The organism is Diaphorobacter sp. HDW4B, from assembly GCF_011305535.1.
In the GTDB taxonomy this organism is placed as follows: Bacteria; Pseudomonadota; Gammaproteobacteria; order Burkholderiales; family Burkholderiaceae_C; genus Diaphorobacter_A.
Genome location: NZ_CP049905.1, coordinates 234,950 through 249,329 on the forward strand (window position 1 = coordinate 234,950; position 14,380 = coordinate 249,329).

General features: G+C 63.7%; 19 protein-coding genes. 13 read left to right on the plus strand and 6 right to left on the minus strand.

All coding sequences use genetic code 11. From position 1 onward, the window contains the following. The first annotated feature begins 365 nt into the window (after window positions 1-365). The 5 genes from G7048_RS01070 (at window position 366) to G7048_RS01090 (ending at window position 5,312) form a co-directional block, all read left to right on the plus strand. Window positions 366-1,193: a DUF932 domain-containing protein gene (locus tag G7048_RS01070; protein ID WP_166066393.1), complete on the plus strand. Its 828-nt coding sequence runs from the start codon at window positions 366-368 to the stop codon at window positions 1,191-1,193. Window positions 1,194-1,256: 63 nt separating this feature from the next. Then, window positions 1,257-3,311 (plus strand): ParB/RepB/Spo0J family partition protein, encoded by a 2,055-nt coding sequence (locus G7048_RS01075; RefSeq protein WP_166066394.1) that lies wholly within the window; start codon window positions 1,257-1,259, stop codon window positions 3,309-3,311. Between the two features lie 57 nt (window positions 3,312-3,368). Beyond that, the gene (locus G7048_RS01080) at window positions 3,369-3,581 is read left to right on the plus strand and encodes a hypothetical protein (RefSeq protein ID WP_166066395.1); all 213 of its coding nucleotides are present in this window, start codon (window positions 3,369-3,371) and stop codon (window positions 3,579-3,581) included. Between the two features lie 220 nt (window positions 3,582-3,801). Continuing rightward, window positions 3,802-4,194, plus strand: coding sequence for a YkvA family protein (locus G7048_RS01085; protein ID WP_166066396.1), 393 nt, complete (start codon window positions 3,802-3,804; stop codon window positions 4,192-4,194). An 803-nt stretch (window positions 4,195-4,997) separates the two neighbouring features. After that, window positions 4,998-5,312, plus strand: coding sequence for a DUF736 domain-containing protein (locus tag G7048_RS01090; protein WP_166066397.1), 315 nt, complete (start codon window positions 4,998-5,000; stop codon window positions 5,310-5,312). 106 nt (window positions 5,313-5,418) lie between these two features. Here G7048_RS01090 and G7048_RS01095 read toward each other — a convergent pair whose 3' ends face one another. The 6 genes from G7048_RS01095 to G7048_RS01120 all read right to left on the minus strand — a co-directional run bounded on the left by G7048_RS01095 (window position 5,419) and on the right by G7048_RS01120 (window position 8,919). Beyond that, window positions 5,419-5,994 carry a GNAT family N-acetyltransferase gene (locus G7048_RS01095; protein ID WP_205750317.1) on the minus strand — a complete coding sequence of 192 codons (576 nt, stop codon included), beginning with the start codon at window positions 5,992-5,994 and terminating at the stop codon, window positions 5,419-5,421. A 93-nt stretch (window positions 5,995-6,087) separates the two neighbouring features. Beyond that, a complete protein-coding gene (locus G7048_RS01100; RefSeq protein ID WP_166066398.1) occupies window positions 6,088-6,645 on the minus strand; it encodes a dihydrofolate reductase family protein in 558 nt (185 codons plus the stop codon). Between the two features lie 108 nt (window positions 6,646-6,753). After that, window positions 6,754-7,158, minus strand: coding sequence for a hypothetical protein (locus G7048_RS01105; RefSeq protein WP_166066399.1), 405 nt, complete (start codon window positions 7,156-7,158; stop codon window positions 6,754-6,756). Window positions 7,159-7,227: 69 nt separating this feature from the next. Continuing rightward, on the minus strand, window positions 7,228-7,947 hold the full coding sequence (locus G7048_RS28735; protein WP_371747690.1) for a M15 family metallopeptidase: 720 nt from the start codon (window positions 7,945-7,947) through the stop codon (window positions 7,228-7,230). Between the two features lie 87 nt (window positions 7,948-8,034). Further along, window positions 8,035-8,430 (minus strand): toxin-antitoxin system YwqK family antitoxin, encoded by a 396-nt coding sequence (locus G7048_RS01115; protein WP_166066401.1) that lies wholly within the window; start codon window positions 8,428-8,430, stop codon window positions 8,035-8,037. Between the two features lie 198 nt (window positions 8,431-8,628). Then, window positions 8,629-8,919, minus strand: coding sequence for a helix-turn-helix domain-containing protein (locus G7048_RS01120; protein ID WP_166066403.1), 291 nt, complete (start codon window positions 8,917-8,919; stop codon window positions 8,629-8,631). 222 nt (window positions 8,920-9,141) lie between these two features. Here G7048_RS01120 and G7048_RS01125 point away from each other — a divergent pair, with 222 nt between their 5' ends. The 8 genes from G7048_RS01125 to G7048_RS01165 all read left to right on the plus strand — a co-directional run bounded on the left by G7048_RS01125 (window position 9,142) and on the right by G7048_RS01165 (window position 14,176). Then, window positions 9,142-9,489, plus strand: coding sequence for a DUF2958 domain-containing protein (locus G7048_RS01125; RefSeq protein WP_166066404.1), 348 nt, complete (start codon window positions 9,142-9,144; stop codon window positions 9,487-9,489). A gap of 341 nt (window positions 9,490-9,830) precedes the next feature. Then, on the plus strand, window positions 9,831-10,604 hold the full coding sequence (locus G7048_RS01130; RefSeq protein WP_166066405.1) for a DUF2285 domain-containing protein: 774 nt from the start codon (window positions 9,831-9,833) through the stop codon (window positions 10,602-10,604). A gap of 83 nt (window positions 10,605-10,687) precedes the next feature. Beyond that, window positions 10,688-10,969, plus strand: coding sequence for a helix-turn-helix domain-containing protein (locus G7048_RS01135; RefSeq protein ID WP_166066406.1), 282 nt, complete (start codon window positions 10,688-10,690; stop codon window positions 10,967-10,969). Between the two features lie 26 nt (window positions 10,970-10,995). After that, window positions 10,996-11,853 carry a replication initiator protein A gene (locus G7048_RS01140; RefSeq protein ID WP_166066407.1) on the plus strand — a complete coding sequence of 286 codons (858 nt, stop codon included), beginning with the start codon at window positions 10,996-10,998 and terminating at the stop codon, window positions 11,851-11,853. 289 nt (window positions 11,854-12,142) lie between these two features. Then, entirely contained in the window at window positions 12,143-12,781 is a 639-nt protein-coding gene (parA, locus tag G7048_RS01150; RefSeq protein ID WP_166066409.1) for a ParA family partition ATPase, read from the plus strand. Next, window positions 12,778-13,062: a chromosome partitioning protein ParB gene (locus G7048_RS01155; RefSeq protein ID WP_166066411.1), complete on the plus strand. Its 285-nt coding sequence runs from the start codon at window positions 12,778-12,780 to the stop codon at window positions 13,060-13,062. The genes parA and G7048_RS01155 overlap by 4 nt, the downstream gene beginning before the upstream one ends. Continuing rightward, a complete protein-coding gene (locus tag G7048_RS01160) occupies window positions 13,059-13,604 on the plus strand; it encodes a DUF2840 domain-containing protein (RefSeq protein WP_166066412.1) in 546 nt (181 codons plus the stop codon). The genes G7048_RS01155 and G7048_RS01160 overlap by 4 nt, the downstream gene beginning before the upstream one ends. After that, the gene (locus tag G7048_RS01165) at window positions 13,601-14,176 is read left to right on the plus strand and encodes a S26 family signal peptidase (protein ID WP_166066413.1); all 576 of its coding nucleotides are present in this window, start codon (window positions 13,601-13,603) and stop codon (window positions 14,174-14,176) included. Before G7048_RS01160 ends, G7048_RS01165 begins: the two co-directional genes overlap by 4 nt. The last annotated feature ends 204 nt before the right edge of the window (window positions 14,177-14,380 follow it).

A 14,380-nucleotide genomic window follows, 5' to 3' on the forward strand; every position in this document is an offset into this window, starting at 1 on the left:
GTTTCGGGCCTGCGCGCTTCGCTTGCCGTGCGGTCGGCAGTGGAAGGGGCCGTTGCCTGTCCAGCCATCTTTCCTGACTCCATCACCTTGCTCGCGACTGTAGCCCGCAGCCGTGCGCCGTCAAGGCGCGCAGGGCCGTGTCCTCGGCTGCGCCTGCGGGCCGCACCCACCCTGCGCTTGTCTCCTTGACGGCCCCCGTCCACGGGCTCCCTTTCGTCGCGGGCGATGAACTCAGGAAAGACGGTGGCAACGAGGCCAACCGGGTTCTTCGTGCCGACCGCACCGAACAGCCAAAAGGCTGGGCTTCGAATCTAGGAATCCGGTGTGCGGTTTCTTCAACAGCCAACTTTGTCAGGAGAAAGACCATGCAACTCGCATCCCGTTTCGCAAACCATTCCCCCGCATTGCGTGCCGACCATCCCCTGTCGGATGACCAGATTCACCGCGTAGCGCCTTCCATCTTCGCGGAGGCCCCGCATGAGAGCCGTTCACACCGGTACGCCTATATCCCCACGGCCACGGTCTTGACCGAGCTTCGAAAGGAGGGGTTTCAGCCCTTCATGGTGTGTCAAACCCGCGTGCGCGATGAAGGCAAGCGCGAGCACACCAAGCACATGCTGCGCCTGCGCCACGTCAGCCAGATCAACGGCGCGGAAGCTAACGAAATCGTGCTGCTGAACTCGCACGACGGCACGAGCAGCTATCAGATGTTGGCGGGATTGCTGCGCTTTGTTTGCAGCAATGGCCTTGTCTTTGGCGACACCTTTGCCGATGTGCGCATACCCCACAAAGGCGACGTGGCGGGCCAAGTCATTGAAGGCGCCTACGAGGTGCTGCACGGCTTCGAGCGGGTGAAGGAATCCCGCGACCTGATGCGCGGCATCACCTTGGACGATGGTGAATCGGACGTGTTCGCCCGCGCTGCGCTGGCCCTCAAGTACGACGACCCGGACAAGCCCGCCCCCATCACGGAATCGCAAATCCTGATGCCGCGCCGGTTTGAAGACCGCCACACGGATTTGTGGTCGGTCTTTAACCGCACCCAAGAAAACCTCACAAAAGGTGGCCTGTCCGGGCGCAGCGCCAACGGACGCCGCCAGCAGACCCGCCCCGTGCAGGGCATTGATTCAGACATTCGCCTCAATCGTGCCCTGTGGCTGCTGGCCGATGGCATGCGCCAGTTGAAAGCCTAACCGTTCCCCGCCGGAGGGGCGGCTCCCCTCCATTTCCTTGTTTCACTCGATTGGAGATTCACCATGAACGCCGTTAATCAAACCGAAGCCCGCGCCGTCAACACCGCAGCCAGCAACGCCGCGAACGTACTGCAAGCCGCCGACCCGAGCAAGCACATGATTCTGGTTCCGTTGTCCCGGCTGGTGCTGCGCCCCATGGGCCGCAACGTGCGCAAGACCCCGCGCATGTCCATCCCCGAGCTGGCCGCTTCCATCCAGCGCGTGGGCCTGCTGCAAAACCTGATCGTGATTCCCGCCGCCGATGGCGAGCATTACGAGGTGGTGGCCGGTGGCCGTCGCCTTGCAGCCCTCAAGCTGCTGGCGAAGAAGCATCGCATCGCCAAGGATTGGGACGTGCCTTGCCTGCAAGTGGCCGATGGCACGGCGCGCACCGCCAGCCTCACCGAGAACGTGCAGCGTGAAGCCATGCACCCCGCAGACCAGTTTGAAGCCTTCGCGGCATTGGTGGCCGAAGGCCGGCCCATCGAGGACATTGCGGCGGATTTCAGTGTCACGCCGCTGGTGGTGCAGCGTCGCTTGAAGCTGGCGAACGTCTCGCCGCGCTTGATGGCCGACTATCGCGCCGATGCCGTCACGCTCGACCAGTTGATGGCCCTTGCCATTACCGACGGCCACGCCGCGCAAGAAGCCGCGTACTACGATGCGCCGCAGTGGCAGCGCAGCCCGTCCGCCTTGCGCGAACGCCTCACCGAGCGCGAGATTGACGCCTACCGGCATCCGCTGGTGCGCTTTATCGGGCTGGGCACCTACGAGGCCGCAGGCGGCGGGATTCGCCGCGATCTATTCGCGGAAGGCGATGCGGGCGTGTATCTCAACGATGCGGCCTTGCTGGAACGGTTGGCGCAAGACAAGCTGGCGGGCATCGCCGCGGAGGTGAAGGCCGAAGGCTGGGCATGGGTGGATGCTGCACACGCCGCCACCTATGCCGACCTGCAAGCGTTTCAACGCGCCCCGAGAGAGCGGCGCACGCCGGACAAGCGCGAAGCCCTGCGCATCGAGAAGCTGCAAGCCAAGATGCGGGAGGTAGCCGAAGCCCTCAATGCCGCGATGGACGCCGACGACGAGGACAAGGCCGAAGCCTTGCAGGAGGAAGGCGAAGCCCTGGGCGAACAGTTGCAGGCGCTGGAAGATGGCTTGCAGGGGTACGGCGCGAATGTGCGATCCGCCGCCGGTGCCATTGTCACGATCGACCGCAACGGCGAGGCCGTGATTCATCGAGGGCTAATGCGTGAGGCCGAAGCGAAGGCGCTGCGCGTGCTGGAAAAGTTGCGCCAAGGTTTCGGCAGTGTGAAGAGCGAAGCCGAGAACGACGACGAAGGTGAGAGCGACGAAGTGCCCAAGGCCGCTATCTCCGACCGGCTGGCCCAACGCCTGAGCGCCCACCGCACCGCCGCGCTGCAAATCGAGGTGGCCCGGCATCCACAAGTGGCACTGGCGATGCTGGTGCATGGCATGGTGCAGACCGTCTTGCAGGAACGCCACTACGGGCACGACCTGCCGCTGGGCGTGCGCCTGACGGTGCAAGACCGGCTGGCAGGCATGGCCCCGGATTGGCCGGAATCACCCGCCGCCGTGGCGCTGCGCGAACTGCAACAGGTGACGGGCAAAGCCCTGCCCGAAGACAGCGCCGAACTGTTCGCCGCATTGCTGGCGATGGAGCAACGCGAACTGGTGAAACTGCTGGCCGTGTGCGTGGCGTCGACAGTGGACGTGGTGACGCCGCGTGCGACGGCGCAGCAGCCGGGCGCGGAACTGGCACAGGCCGTGGGGCTGGACATGGCCGCATGGTGGCAGCCGAGCGCGGAGGGCTACTTCAAGCATGTTTCCAAGGCTGTGATTCTGGAGGCCGTGGGCGAGTTCGCACCCGACTCCATCAACCGGCTGGCGAAGATGAAGAAGGCCGACATTGCCAGCGAAGCCGAACGGCTGGCCGATGGCACGGGCTGGATGCCCGTCATCTTCAAGGGCGAAGGCTCGCAGGAAGATGCACCGGAAGTAGGCGCGGCGCAGGACGCCGAGGCCGTGTCGGATGAACCCGCCGAGGCATTGGCCGCTTGAACTTCATCGAAGCGCCCGGTTCACGCCGGGGCGCTTCGCTTTCAGGGAGAACCATCCATGACCCGCACCACCAACTACAGTCGCCCGCGTATGACGGCGGTCTATGCCCCTGGCACGGTACGCGCCCGCCGCTGGCACGGCGATGGCGACGTGCGCGGCTACCGTCCCCTTGCGGGCTGGACGGCCCGCGCCGACCTCACCGACATTCACCCCATCACGGACTGTGCGTTGCAGCGCGCCCAGTGGTGGATCATCGAGACGAAGGAATGACGCGAGCACCGGCCCCAGCGTTTTGCGCTGAGGCCGGTGGATTCAAAAATCCGGACGCTGCAGTGGCCGCGCCCGGCGTCGAATCCGAACAGCCGGGATACCACACCGCCGCCCTCGCTCATGCTCGGGCGGCGGCACATGCGGGCATCGCGGCGGTGCGCGATGCCTGCATGTGTCGATGGGGTCAATCGACTATTTCAGCTATGCCACACTTTCCGCCATGAGCATCAGCACCACTTTGAAGACTTGGGCCAAACGCATCAAACGCGATGGTGTGACGCTGTGGTTTGCCGGTAAGCATCCCGGCACGCCTTGGCACGCCAAAGCCCTGGGGCTGTTCGTGGTGGCCTATGCCCTGAGTCCCATCGACTTGATTCCAGATTTCATCCCTGTGCTGGGTTATCTGGATGATGTGATTCTGTTGCCTGTGTTGATCTGGTTGACCGTCAAGCTGCTGCCGGCCGATGTTCTGGCGGAGTGCCGCGTGCAGGCCGATGAGTGGATGCGAACGGAAGGGGCCAAGCCACGGAGCCGATTAGGGGCAGTGGTGATCGTGTGTTTATGGCTGGCGGTGGGGGTCGCATTGTGGTTTTGGCTCAGGCCGCATCTGTAGGCAGTCTTTGATTGGATTGGGCGTGTCGGCACAAGGTGCCGCCGGGCTATTGGGCTGCGCCCCGCGCCGACTTCGCCGTCACGGCCATTCGGCGGCTATCCCTCACGCCTTCGCGCCTGTGGCGCTGCGCACTTCGCTTGCCTCCAGGGGATCAGCGCCAGGCCCATCCCCGCCGCGCGATGCTTGGCGCCCCTATGGGAGCGCCGAACCGGCTGACACCGGATCGGCCGGGCCAGTGCCCCGCCGCAATGGTCAGGCTACGGCGGATACGCCGTGGCTTGCTGCGGCAGGTTGTGTGAATGCGTGCCGTCCTCGACGCTGGTGGGTCTCACCCATCACGTCACGAAGGACAGTTCACGGACACGATACCCGGCCTCGCCATGGAGCCTTCATCCCACCGTTCAAGCACAGCGCCGCAAGGTGCGGCGAGGCGTTCTCACCCTGGTCGGTTGGGCGTGGCGCTTGCCCGTGTCAGGGGCGTGCCAGTGCAGCCTTCATGCGGGGATGCCGAGTCGGCCCTGTCTCCTTTCGGAGTGATTCGGCCCAGGGCGTCCTTGTGTTGTTGTGAATCCTGGCAGGGGCGCGGCTGCGCCTCGGGCTTCATGGCTGCAACCGTACGGCGAAAACAATTTCCCCTGCTTTGTCACTGCGTTCGGCGCATTCCTCGCGGGCCAAATTGTTTTCTCCTTCCGGTTCTCCACTGCGTTGCGACCGCAGGCGGTGCAGCCCGCACGTCCCCCGCCGGCCGGATCACAACAAGGACGCGATGGGCGCGAACCTTGTTCAACCGAAAGGAAAACATCATGGCCAACATCGGCACCTTCACCGCAGACAAAGACGGCTTCGCCGGCACGCTTCGCACCCTGACGCTCAACGTCAAGGCCAAGCTCGTTCCCAACGATAAGGGCGGCAACGAGAACGCCCCAGACTTCCGTATCCAGGCCGCTGGCTACGACGTGGGCGCGGGCTGGCGGAAAACCAGCGAGGCCGGCCGAGCCTACGTGTCCTGCACCCTCGATGACCCATCGTTCCCGGCAACGGTCTATGCCCGCCTGATCGAGGGTGAGAACGGCACGCACGACCTGATCTGGTCGCGTAACAAACCGCAGGCGGCCTGATGACCGCAGCGCCCCACCCGTTGCGGCGGGGCGTTTTCCGGGTTTCCTTCAGGCTCTGCGGCCTGTGCGCGTCACGGCTGGGCGGAGCGTCCCCTGCATGGAAGGGTTAGAGCGTCGCCCCCTTTACAACCCGGAGTTGAAATACGTGCCGACGCGTACCAGCACGCCCGACTTCGTGAAACCCCGCAGCCTCGAACGTGGGAACAAAACCCATGAACCGATAGCTCGGCGACTCCGGGTCCACGGGATAGGCTTCCACCATCGAGGCGCCTCGGGATTGGGCAAAGTCCACGGCGGCGGCAATGAGGCGTTGGGTGAAGCCTTGGCCGCGCAGCCTGCGCACCACGAAGAAACAAGCGATCGACCAAATGCCCTCGTCGGAACCACCGTCCTCCACCAGCCGACGATAGGTCGATCGAGGCGCCACCGAGCACCATGCGACGGGTTCTTCATCCAGGTAGCCCAGCAATCCCACCGTCGTTCCAGCAGCGATGCGCTGGGCCATCGCTGCTTTGCGGCTGGCCCCGTCCGTAAGCTTTGCCTCCACGGGCGTTGCGCGCCAGACCATGCACCAACACGACTTGGGGCTGCCCCGACATTCAAAAAGCTTCTCGAAGTCAGTCCACCGGTCGGCGGTCACTTCTCGGAAGACGATGCGGTCCATTGCGGATGCTTCAGTCATGCAACGCCCAACGCCCGCGCTCACCGGCGGGCCGAGCAACGCGAAGCGCGTCCGAGTGCAGCGCGTTGTTAGGCGACATGACTCATCTCCGAGTCAGCGCGCGCGCCGGTAGTGCATGGCGACCGCGCCGCAGCGGAGTGGCTTCGCCGAGATCAATTCGAGCCGTCGCGTGCTGGGCAGCCCGCTCTCGTACAGGGTCGGGCCGTGACCGGCGATCCTGGGATGGACGAGGAATTTGTACTCGTCGATCAGATCCAGCCGGTCCAACTCGGCCGCGAGCTTGCCGCTACCGAGGAGTACGCCGTCCGGAGTCGCGTCCTTGGGCTTCTGTACGCCCGTGCGCAGGTCGTTGGCGATGTGATGGCTGTTGGTCCACAGGAAGTCCTCTCGCGTAGAGGACACCACGTACTTCGGCTTGGCCTCCAACTTGAGCGCCCACGCGCGCATTGCCGGCGGTGCCTCTGCGTCACCGCGGGCGACCGCTGGCCAATAGCTCTCCATCATCTCGTAGGTGATGCGGCCCCACAGCATCGCCCCGCACTCGTCCATGAGGCGGGTGAAGAAGGCGTGTGTCTCGTCGTCGGCGATTCCTTCCTGGTGGTCGACACAGCCGTCCAGGGTGACGTTGATACTGAAGGTCAAGAGTCCCATGGTGTCCTCCGTTCGAGATACGCGACGAGCCGCCCGCCGCCTGGCGTCAAGGGCGCGGGCCCAATCGCGAGGTGCTCAGCCTGTGTCGCCTAACACGTGAATCAGGCGCTACGGCCATGACGCCCAGCCCCTGAACCGAGCGGCAACGTAGGGTGCGGCCGCCGTGACCAGTAGAACGACGGGCCAGATGTTGCCATCCTTGAACGTATACGCCTCCAATATGGTGGCCCACGACTTGCCCTGGAACCGGCCGAATGAGAATTCGAAGACGAGGGTGAGAGCCAGCCAGAATACGCCAAGCCCGATGAGTTGCGCTGGCCGGGGAGCCCTCAGCCATGGCAAGGCAAGAAAGGTGAGGCTCAGAATCAAGGCGGAAAGCAGCACGCCACTCAGGATGAGTCCTGGTGCCCTGCCGAGATGAGGGATGAGAGCGCCTTCACGCAGAGCGCCATTGGCAACGGCGCACACGAGAATGACGAGCCAAACGGCGAGTGCTTTTGCGATGAGAGCCATCACCTGTCCAATAGCGTCCAATATTCCATGCAAGGGGCTTGTCGCAGGCAGATCCCTTTGACGTGCGGGTTAGGCACGTGGGTCACCCTTGGTCGCTCTTGCAGCGAAAATCATATCCAGCGTGCAACTTCCGTACTGCGCGACGGAATGTCCCTTGCGGTGAGCCCAATACTGATCTCCATAGGAGAAGTGCCACCACTCATGCTCATAGGCTGCGAAACCTTCGCGTTCCATCAGCTGAGCAAGTTGACTCCGGTTGCACCTAGCGGCCTCCGTTAGTGAGGGACACAACGGAGCGCAGAGTGCCGGCTCGACCACGGACCAGTCTCGTATTTCCATTCCGTAGTCGAGCACCTTTCCATGGCCGTCTACGATCTCGACATCAACGGCACCACCAGTGGAATGAGGCGGCGTGTTCTTTGTTCCATCCCAATGGACAACAGGAGATACGAGGGCCGTCGCTTCGGCGTGTACGGCCTCGGGTGACAGATGCGGACTTCTCTCCCTGACTCGTCGCTTCTCCTGGTCAAAGAGAAGACTCTGCACTGCTTGGCTGCGAAGTCCCTCGTAAAGCCGCAAACGATATGGCCTCGGAAGGGCATCCTGGACTTGCAGGAGCCTGCGGTAGACCTCACGACGCAAGAGACAGTAGTCGGGTTCTGTTTCCGGACATTCTGGCGGAGGGCCGAAATGAATTCCTCCGGCGAGTCGGATATCAACGAGGGGCTCCCCGCACTCTTGAATGGGAATCTCGGCTGGTTTCATTGGTGCGGAGGGGTGCAATCGCATTGCAGCCAAGGGTCTAACGCCGAAGGTCGGTCGCTGGCCTGCCGGAGCGCTTGTTATGCCGTGCTACCGACGGACGGAAGCCCGTCATTACTTTGCCTGTTGCTTCGGTTTGTAAATCTTGCTCTGCTTCAGCGCACCTGATTTTTCGAAAACCTTCCATTCGCCAACCTTCTTCCCGTCAATATAGCTGCCCTCATCCCAAAGCTGCCCATTTTCGTAATAGCGCTTCCAAGGGCCGACTTGTTTACCGTCTGAAAAAGCACCTGCCTGGAGAAACTGACCATTCTCTCGCCACCACTCCCAGTATCCGTCGAGGTCCCCATTGAGATATGAACCAGCAGCTTTCTTGCCTCCACTCACGTAATAGAATCTCCACTGACCGTGGCGCTTGCCATTTCTGACGCTGCCCTCGCCGGAGAGCCCACCGTCTGAGAACAACTCTTTGTGTGGTCCATTCAGTGGCGTATTTGCAGACGATTTCATAGCTCATCCTATCGCGCCGCTTTTTGCGGCATAACGTGAAAGGTAAGCAGCTGGCCTTTGGTCAGTCCGCTTGACCGAAAGGTTCTGCGCCAACAACTGGCGCCTCGGCAAATGCCATCCCCTGTTCCTGCGATGCCAGGCACCATGCAGAGCGTCTCAGCAACTCGGTCTAACCAGTTTGCGCCCGTTCGGCCTGGCTCACTGCGCACTGCCTTTCTTTGTCACCATTTCCAACTCCTGCCGCACCCTCTCCAGCAACGGGTCCGTCCGCCGCAGGTCGCCCGCATAGGCCAGCGTCAGCAGCGTGAGCGGGTGCACCTCCATGACCTCGCACAGCTCGGCCAGCTTGTTCAAGGTGGGGCTTTTGAGGTCGCGCTCCAGCGAACTCATGTAGGTGCGGCTGGACACGTCCGAGAAGGCCTCCTGGCTCAGACCCCGTGCCTTTCGGACGGTCTTCAATGCCTCCGACAATGTGTGCTTCTCTGCCAACCTTGGATCTCCCTAAAATCCACGATGACATCCGATTGCGTCCTATAGGGCTACAATCTATAGTGTTCATTGCTTGCGGTTCGCCGCTTTTGTGTTTTTACGGGAATCCGCATTTGCGCATTCCCACTGAAGTACGGAGGCGCATCCGTGGTTTTCTTTGAATCCGCCAAAGCGGCTTTGCGCTTTCACGCTTTGGCGGATTCGTGCAATAAGGGGATTGCCATGAATCCACTCATCACCGATGAGGAACGTGTGCAACTGCTGGCCCACGGCCAGGCCCGCGCCGCCGACCAGGCGATCGACCCGCTGCCCGTCGTGCGGCTGTTCACGCCCGACGCCCACGCCACTTGGCTACTGGCTGCGCTCGATCCAGCAGACAGCGACACCGCTTGGGGCGTCATGGATGTGGGCATTGGCATGCCTGAGCTGGGTCACATCAAGCTGTCCGATTTGGCCTCCGTCGTCGGCCCAAACAAACAACCCGTGATGCGGGATCGTTATTTCCGGGCGGTGCGTCCGCTGTCGGAGTACCTGCGACTGGCCCAGGAGAACGGTTCCGTCGTCGATTGAACCGTTCGCACCTCGGCCAAGCCGGGCGCATTGAGACTATTTCAGTCTTACTCCAGACCTGTCCGGTCTGAATCCGTACTCTTGCGTGCAGGCCCTGTGCTTGTGCTGGAAACAGTCACGATCATTCCCGCGTGCTGAGGCACGGTGTGCTGTATCGCATGACGTTTCTGAAGTCATGCGGTCGTCGCATTCGGACGGATTTCGCAACACACCGGAGCCAATCGGTCTTGACTGCCAATGGTTACAGCCACCCCCGATTCTGATGATGTTTTGACCTTGATGCGATAGCTCCGCGTTTCTTGCCGTGGCGACGTTCCTGATTCTCTACAGGAGCTATCGCCATGGTTGATCCACAGCTTTTCGCACACCACCACGCGCACTGGTATCCCACCGCCGCTTATCTTTACATCCTGGGCCTGGATGCCCTCGCACTGGCTTGGGAGTACCTGCGCAGGCATCCCGACTACCGGCTCGACTGGCTGCGCCGGCATCGTCGGCCACGAGCGGCACCACCTGCAGCGCATCGCTGGGGCTTGCGCTTGCTGGAAGACCCGGCCCTGGATGCGCGGGACGCGCAACCGACCTGGCTGCCCGGCCATGCTGCCGTGGTGCAGCTCTACGCAGACGCCGATCCGCCCGCCGATGCCACCGTCTTCGCGTTCTGGGCCGTCCCTGGCCACAAGCAACTGATCCATGACGGCAAGGGGCTGGCGCTGATCGCGCGCAGCCCTGGCCGCTGCCTGCGCTTCGTACTGGCGCCGGGACTGGAAGATGGCATGGCCGTGGTCTATGCCCGTCGTGGCGGCGCGACCGCGAAGCTGGCGACCGACCTCGCACCCATGGCGCGGCCCCGGCCGCCTCCTGCCGTATTGCTCGAGTTGCACACCCTGCAGGCGCTCGATGCTGCTCTGGCGGGCGCATCCATGCATCAGATCGCCGAGGGTTTGTTTGGTGAAGATGCGGCGTCCGATTGGTACGCCGATGGTGGCCTGCGCTCCAAGGTGCGCCGCCTGGTGCATCGCGGCGAGGCGTTGATGCGCGGCGGCTATCGCCACCTAGCACAACTTCCACCGCTTGAGAAGGGTCGTTTTGAAGGGGATGCAAATCGACCCTGAGCAAGAGGGCTTGGTTTTCTGAGACTGCCTCCATCCGGTTGCGCTGTGTGGCCGGAGCTTTGAAAGCTATGTAGGTTCATCCCATGCGTCCTGCTCCCTTACGGCCTGCCGCCGCTCCCGCAACTGCCGCTGCGCAGCCGCAGCGCTATCTGACCAACGACGAAGCCGCCGACTATCTGCGCCTGTCCCCGCGCACGCTGGAGAAACAGCGCGTGATGGGTGGCGGCCCGAAGTTCCGCAAGTTCGGACGGCGCGTCATGTACGCCGTGGCCGACCTCGATGCCTGGGCCGCGGAGCGTAGCTTCGAGAGCACGTCCGATCCCGAGTACGCCGAGCAGCACTCGGCGGACAGCCGTGCGCGCTGACCGCTGGAGCGCCGGAGGCCATCGCCATGTCCAGCCCATCGCTGCCATCGCGGCAGCGACCGTCGCAGGAACGCGAACAGCTCGATCTGTTCCGCGCCGTGCCGGGCGACATGGCGCCGCGCGACAGCCAGGACTTGATGGCCTTTCCGTTCTTCTCGCTGGCGAAGTCGCGGCGTGTTGCGCCGATCGACTTTCGCAGCGGGAACGTCACCATCCGCGTGGAAGGCACGCAGGAGCACGGCATCGCCACGATCTGGGATGCGGACATCCTGATCTGGGCCGCCAGCCAGATCGTGGAGGCGCGCGACGCGGGCTTGCGCCCGTCGCGGCTAATGCAAGCCACGCCCTACGAGATCCTGCGCTTCATCGGGCGCGGTACGTCGCTGCGCGACTACCAGCGCCTCAAGGCCGCGCTGGATCGACTGCAATCCACGACGGTGGCCACGTCGATCCGCGAGACCACGGGAAGACGGTTGCACCGCTTCTCGTGGATCAACGAGTGGAAGGAGCTGGCCGATGCCAGGGGCACGCCACTTGGCATCGAATTGATCCTGCCGGACTGGTTCTATGCAGGCGTGCTGGATGCGGCACTGGTGCTGACGATCGACCCGGCATATTTCCAGCTCACGGGCGGCATCGAGCGGTGGCTGTACCGGCTGGTGCGCAAGCATGGCGGCCGACAACCGGGCGGCTGGCAATTCGACTTCCAGCACCTGTACCGCAAATCGGGCAGCGTCGCGCGGTTCTACGACTTCGCCGCCGATCTGCGCGCGCTGGTGGCCCGGCAATCCTTGCCGGGCTACCAGTTGGGCATCGAGTACGTCTGCGGCATTTCCTCGCCGCTGCTGACGTTCCGGCCCGTGCTGCAAACGGCACGGGGATAACTGCGGTCAAGCCTGTGGACGGGCTCGTGCTATCAGGCAACAGAGGTATCGTGCTATCAGGCAACAAATCCTCGTGCTATCAGGCAACAAAACCGGCCACAAAGCCAGTGTTGGCGCGGGTTTTGGCCTCCCTTAACTTACCTAACTTAAATACTCTAACTTTTAGTAGAAGCGCGCCGGTTCGGTGGACAACTGCCGAAAGACGAAAAGCGCAGCAAGCCAGAAACCCAAAGCAACCCCGCTTTGCAGTGCAAGTGCAGGCCAGCTCTCCAGCATGGAGGGCCGCGCCATGATCATCGCCTTGCTCAACCAGAAAGGCGGCGTGGGCAAGACCACGCTCGCCACGCACATCGCCGGAGAACTCGCGATGCGCGGGCAGTCGGTCATCTTGTTAGATGCCGATCCGCAGGGTTCATCCCTGGACTGGACGCAGCGCCGCAGCCAACAGGGCTTGCCAAGGCTGTTCAGCGCGGTCGGTCTCGCTCGTGAAACCCTGCACCAGGAAGCCCCAGAACTCGCCAGGCGGGCCGATCACGTTGTCATTGATGGTCCACCCAGGATCGCGGCCCTGGCACGCTCTGCGTTGCTGGCGGCCGAGCGCGTGCTGATCCCTGTGCAGCCGAGCCCCTACGACCTATGGGCGAGTGCTGAAATGGTGGCGCTGATCCGCGAGGCCCAGGTGTTTCGCCCCGCATTGCGCGCAGCCTTTGTCATCAACCGGCGCGTCAGCACGACCGTGATCGGGCGCGAGGCAAGGCAGTCGCTGGCCGAGCAGCCGCTGCCAGCGCTGCGTGCCGAGGTGCGCCAGCGCATCGTGTTCGCCGACAGCGTGGCCGCTGGCCGGCTTGCTAGCGAGACGGCGCCCGACAGCGCCGCCGCACGCGAAATCACCGCGCTGGTGGATGAACTGTTGCGGTGGCCGACATGACAGCCAAGCCCACACCCGGCCGCAAACGCGCTGGCAAGCGTATCGGCATCGGCCTGCGTCCACCCGCGAATCCGCACGCCGAAGCGTGGATTCGCCAGGGCAGCACCGATGACCTCCAGAAGGGCGACGTCTACACCGCCCGCCTGACCCTCGACATCACGCCCGCCATGCGCTCGCGCATCAAGGTCTCGGCCTTCACGCAAGGCGTGACGGTGGCCGACCTGCTGCGCGCGCTGCTGGAGCGGGAGTTTCCAGAACACCGCAGGGAGAAGATGCCATGAACGCGTTCGCTTTGCCTGTCGCTGATACGGCGATGACTGCGCCGTCTCCGCCACTTGCCCCACATGGGGCGCGACCTACCGCCACGCCACTGACGCGCGTTTCTCTGGCCTACGTGGAGCACCGGATCAAGCTCTACCTGCGCTTTGGCGAGCCTGCGCGCACGCTGCGGCTTGACCGCTGGCGCAGCGTGGCCATATTCACCCCGAACGCCATGTTCTGCCGCATCCGCTGGCACTCCAATGACTACGGAACCATTCGCTGGCAGCTCATGGTGATGCAGTCATGCACGCCTTTGGATAGCGCACAGCGCATCCCCGGCGTGCAGCCGGGTGCGCGCCTGCTGCTGCACGCGGAGGGCGAAAAAGCCGTGCGGGCCGTGCTGGAGCGCATCGACGCCATCGAGGCGCTGGGCATCGCGTCCGTCGCCGTCTCGCCCGCGTACTGGCGCACGTTGGGCAACCGGCTCGCGGCACGCTTGCCGCTGCCCGAATACACCGCCGATCGGCACGCCGCCTGGTTGGCCGGGAGGGTGCTGCCATGACGGCCACGACAGCATCCCTTTCTCGCTCGCCTGCGCACTCACGTTTGCGCGCGCGCCTCGTGCTGGCGACACTGTCCGCCTGCGGCCTCGCTGCGCTGGCCTGGACGGCGTTCGTGCACCCGCTGCCGCGCCTGGTCTACAACCCGTCCGACAGCGTGGCGGTCGGGTGGTATCGCGTCGATCCGCTTGATCGCGGCACCGACTCGCTGTCCGTGGGCAGCATCGTGCTGATCCGCTTGCCTGCCGGCGCTGCCGCGCTCGCTGCGCAGCGCGGCTACCTGCCGGCGCGCGTGCCGCTGCTCAAGCGCGTGGGCGCCGTCGCGCCGCAGCACGTCTGCGTGTTCGATGCGCTGGTCTGGATCGACGGTGCGCCGGTGGCCGCCGTTCGGTCTGCCGATCGGCTCGGCCGTTCGCTGCCATCCTGGCCGCAGTGCCGACGCCTTGTCTCTGGCGAACTGTTCTTGTTGAGTAGCACCAATCCGGCATCGTTCGACAGTCGGTATTTCGGGCCGGTCAGTGCATCCGCCGTGATCGGCGTGGCGTATCCGGTCTGGCTGGAGACAAGACCATGATGGCGGCCGATTTACTGCACGCAAGCGTGCACTCCATCGTGCTATCGGGTGTTTCATCGCCATGTCGCCGCGCGTGCAGTGCCCATGCATTCGCATTGCACTTTGCGCTGCACGTCGGATTGCCTTCAGCGCCGTCATCCGGTGCGCCAATCACTGGATTGCTGGCCGCCGACGCGCTGCGCGTCGCCGTGCAGCCAGTCATGC

Bases quoted from the DNA above. Each gene is read 5' to 3' on its own strand.
- G7048_RS01070 (WP_166066393.1), top strand. From the start codon at position 366: ATGCAACTCGCATCCCGTTTCGCAAACCATTCCCCCGCATTGCGTGCC.
- G7048_RS01075 (WP_166066394.1), top strand. From the start codon at position 1,257: ATGAACGCCGTTAATCAAACCGAAGCCCGCGCCGTCAACACCGCAGCC.
- G7048_RS01080 (WP_166066395.1), top strand. From the start codon at position 3,369: ATGACCCGCACCACCAACTACAGTCGCCCGCGTATGACGGCGGTCTAT.
- G7048_RS01085 (WP_166066396.1), top strand. From the start codon at position 3,802: ATGAGCATCAGCACCACTTTGAAGACTTGGGCCAAACGCATCAAACGC.
- G7048_RS01090 (WP_166066397.1), top strand. From the start codon at position 4,998: ATGGCCAACATCGGCACCTTCACCGCAGACAAAGACGGCTTCGCCGGC.
- G7048_RS01095 (WP_205750317.1), bottom strand. From the start codon at position 5,994: ATGACTGAAGCATCCGCAATGGACCGCATCGTCTTCCGAGAAGTGACC.
- G7048_RS01100 (WP_166066398.1), bottom strand. From the start codon at position 6,645: ATGGGACTCTTGACCTTCAGTATCAACGTCACCCTGGACGGCTGTGTC.
- G7048_RS01105 (WP_166066399.1), bottom strand. From the start codon at position 7,158: ATGGCTCTCATCGCAAAAGCACTCGCCGTTTGGCTCGTCATTCTCGTG.
- G7048_RS28735 (WP_371747690.1), bottom strand. From the start codon at position 7,947: ATGCGATTGCACCCCTCCGCACCAATGAAACCAGCCGAGATTCCCATT.
- G7048_RS01115 (WP_166066401.1), bottom strand. From the start codon at position 8,430: ATGAAATCGTCTGCAAATACGCCACTGAATGGACCACACAAAGAGTTG.
- G7048_RS01125 (WP_166066404.1), top strand. From the start codon at position 9,142: ATGAATCCACTCATCACCGATGAGGAACGTGTGCAACTGCTGGCCCAC.
- G7048_RS01130 (WP_166066405.1), top strand. From the start codon at position 9,831: ATGGTTGATCCACAGCTTTTCGCACACCACCACGCGCACTGGTATCCC.
- G7048_RS01135 (WP_166066406.1), top strand. From the start codon at position 10,688: ATGCGTCCTGCTCCCTTACGGCCTGCCGCCGCTCCCGCAACTGCCGCT.
- G7048_RS01140 (WP_166066407.1), top strand. From the start codon at position 10,996: ATGTCCAGCCCATCGCTGCCATCGCGGCAGCGACCGTCGCAGGAACGC.
- parA (WP_166066409.1), top strand. From the start codon at position 12,143: ATGATCATCGCCTTGCTCAACCAGAAAGGCGGCGTGGGCAAGACCACG.
- G7048_RS01155 (WP_166066411.1), top strand. From the start codon at position 12,778: ATGACAGCCAAGCCCACACCCGGCCGCAAACGCGCTGGCAAGCGTATC.
- G7048_RS01160 (WP_166066412.1), top strand. From the start codon at position 13,059: ATGAACGCGTTCGCTTTGCCTGTCGCTGATACGGCGATGACTGCGCCG.
- G7048_RS01165 (WP_166066413.1), top strand. From the start codon at position 13,601: ATGACGGCCACGACAGCATCCCTTTCTCGCTCGCCTGCGCACTCACGT.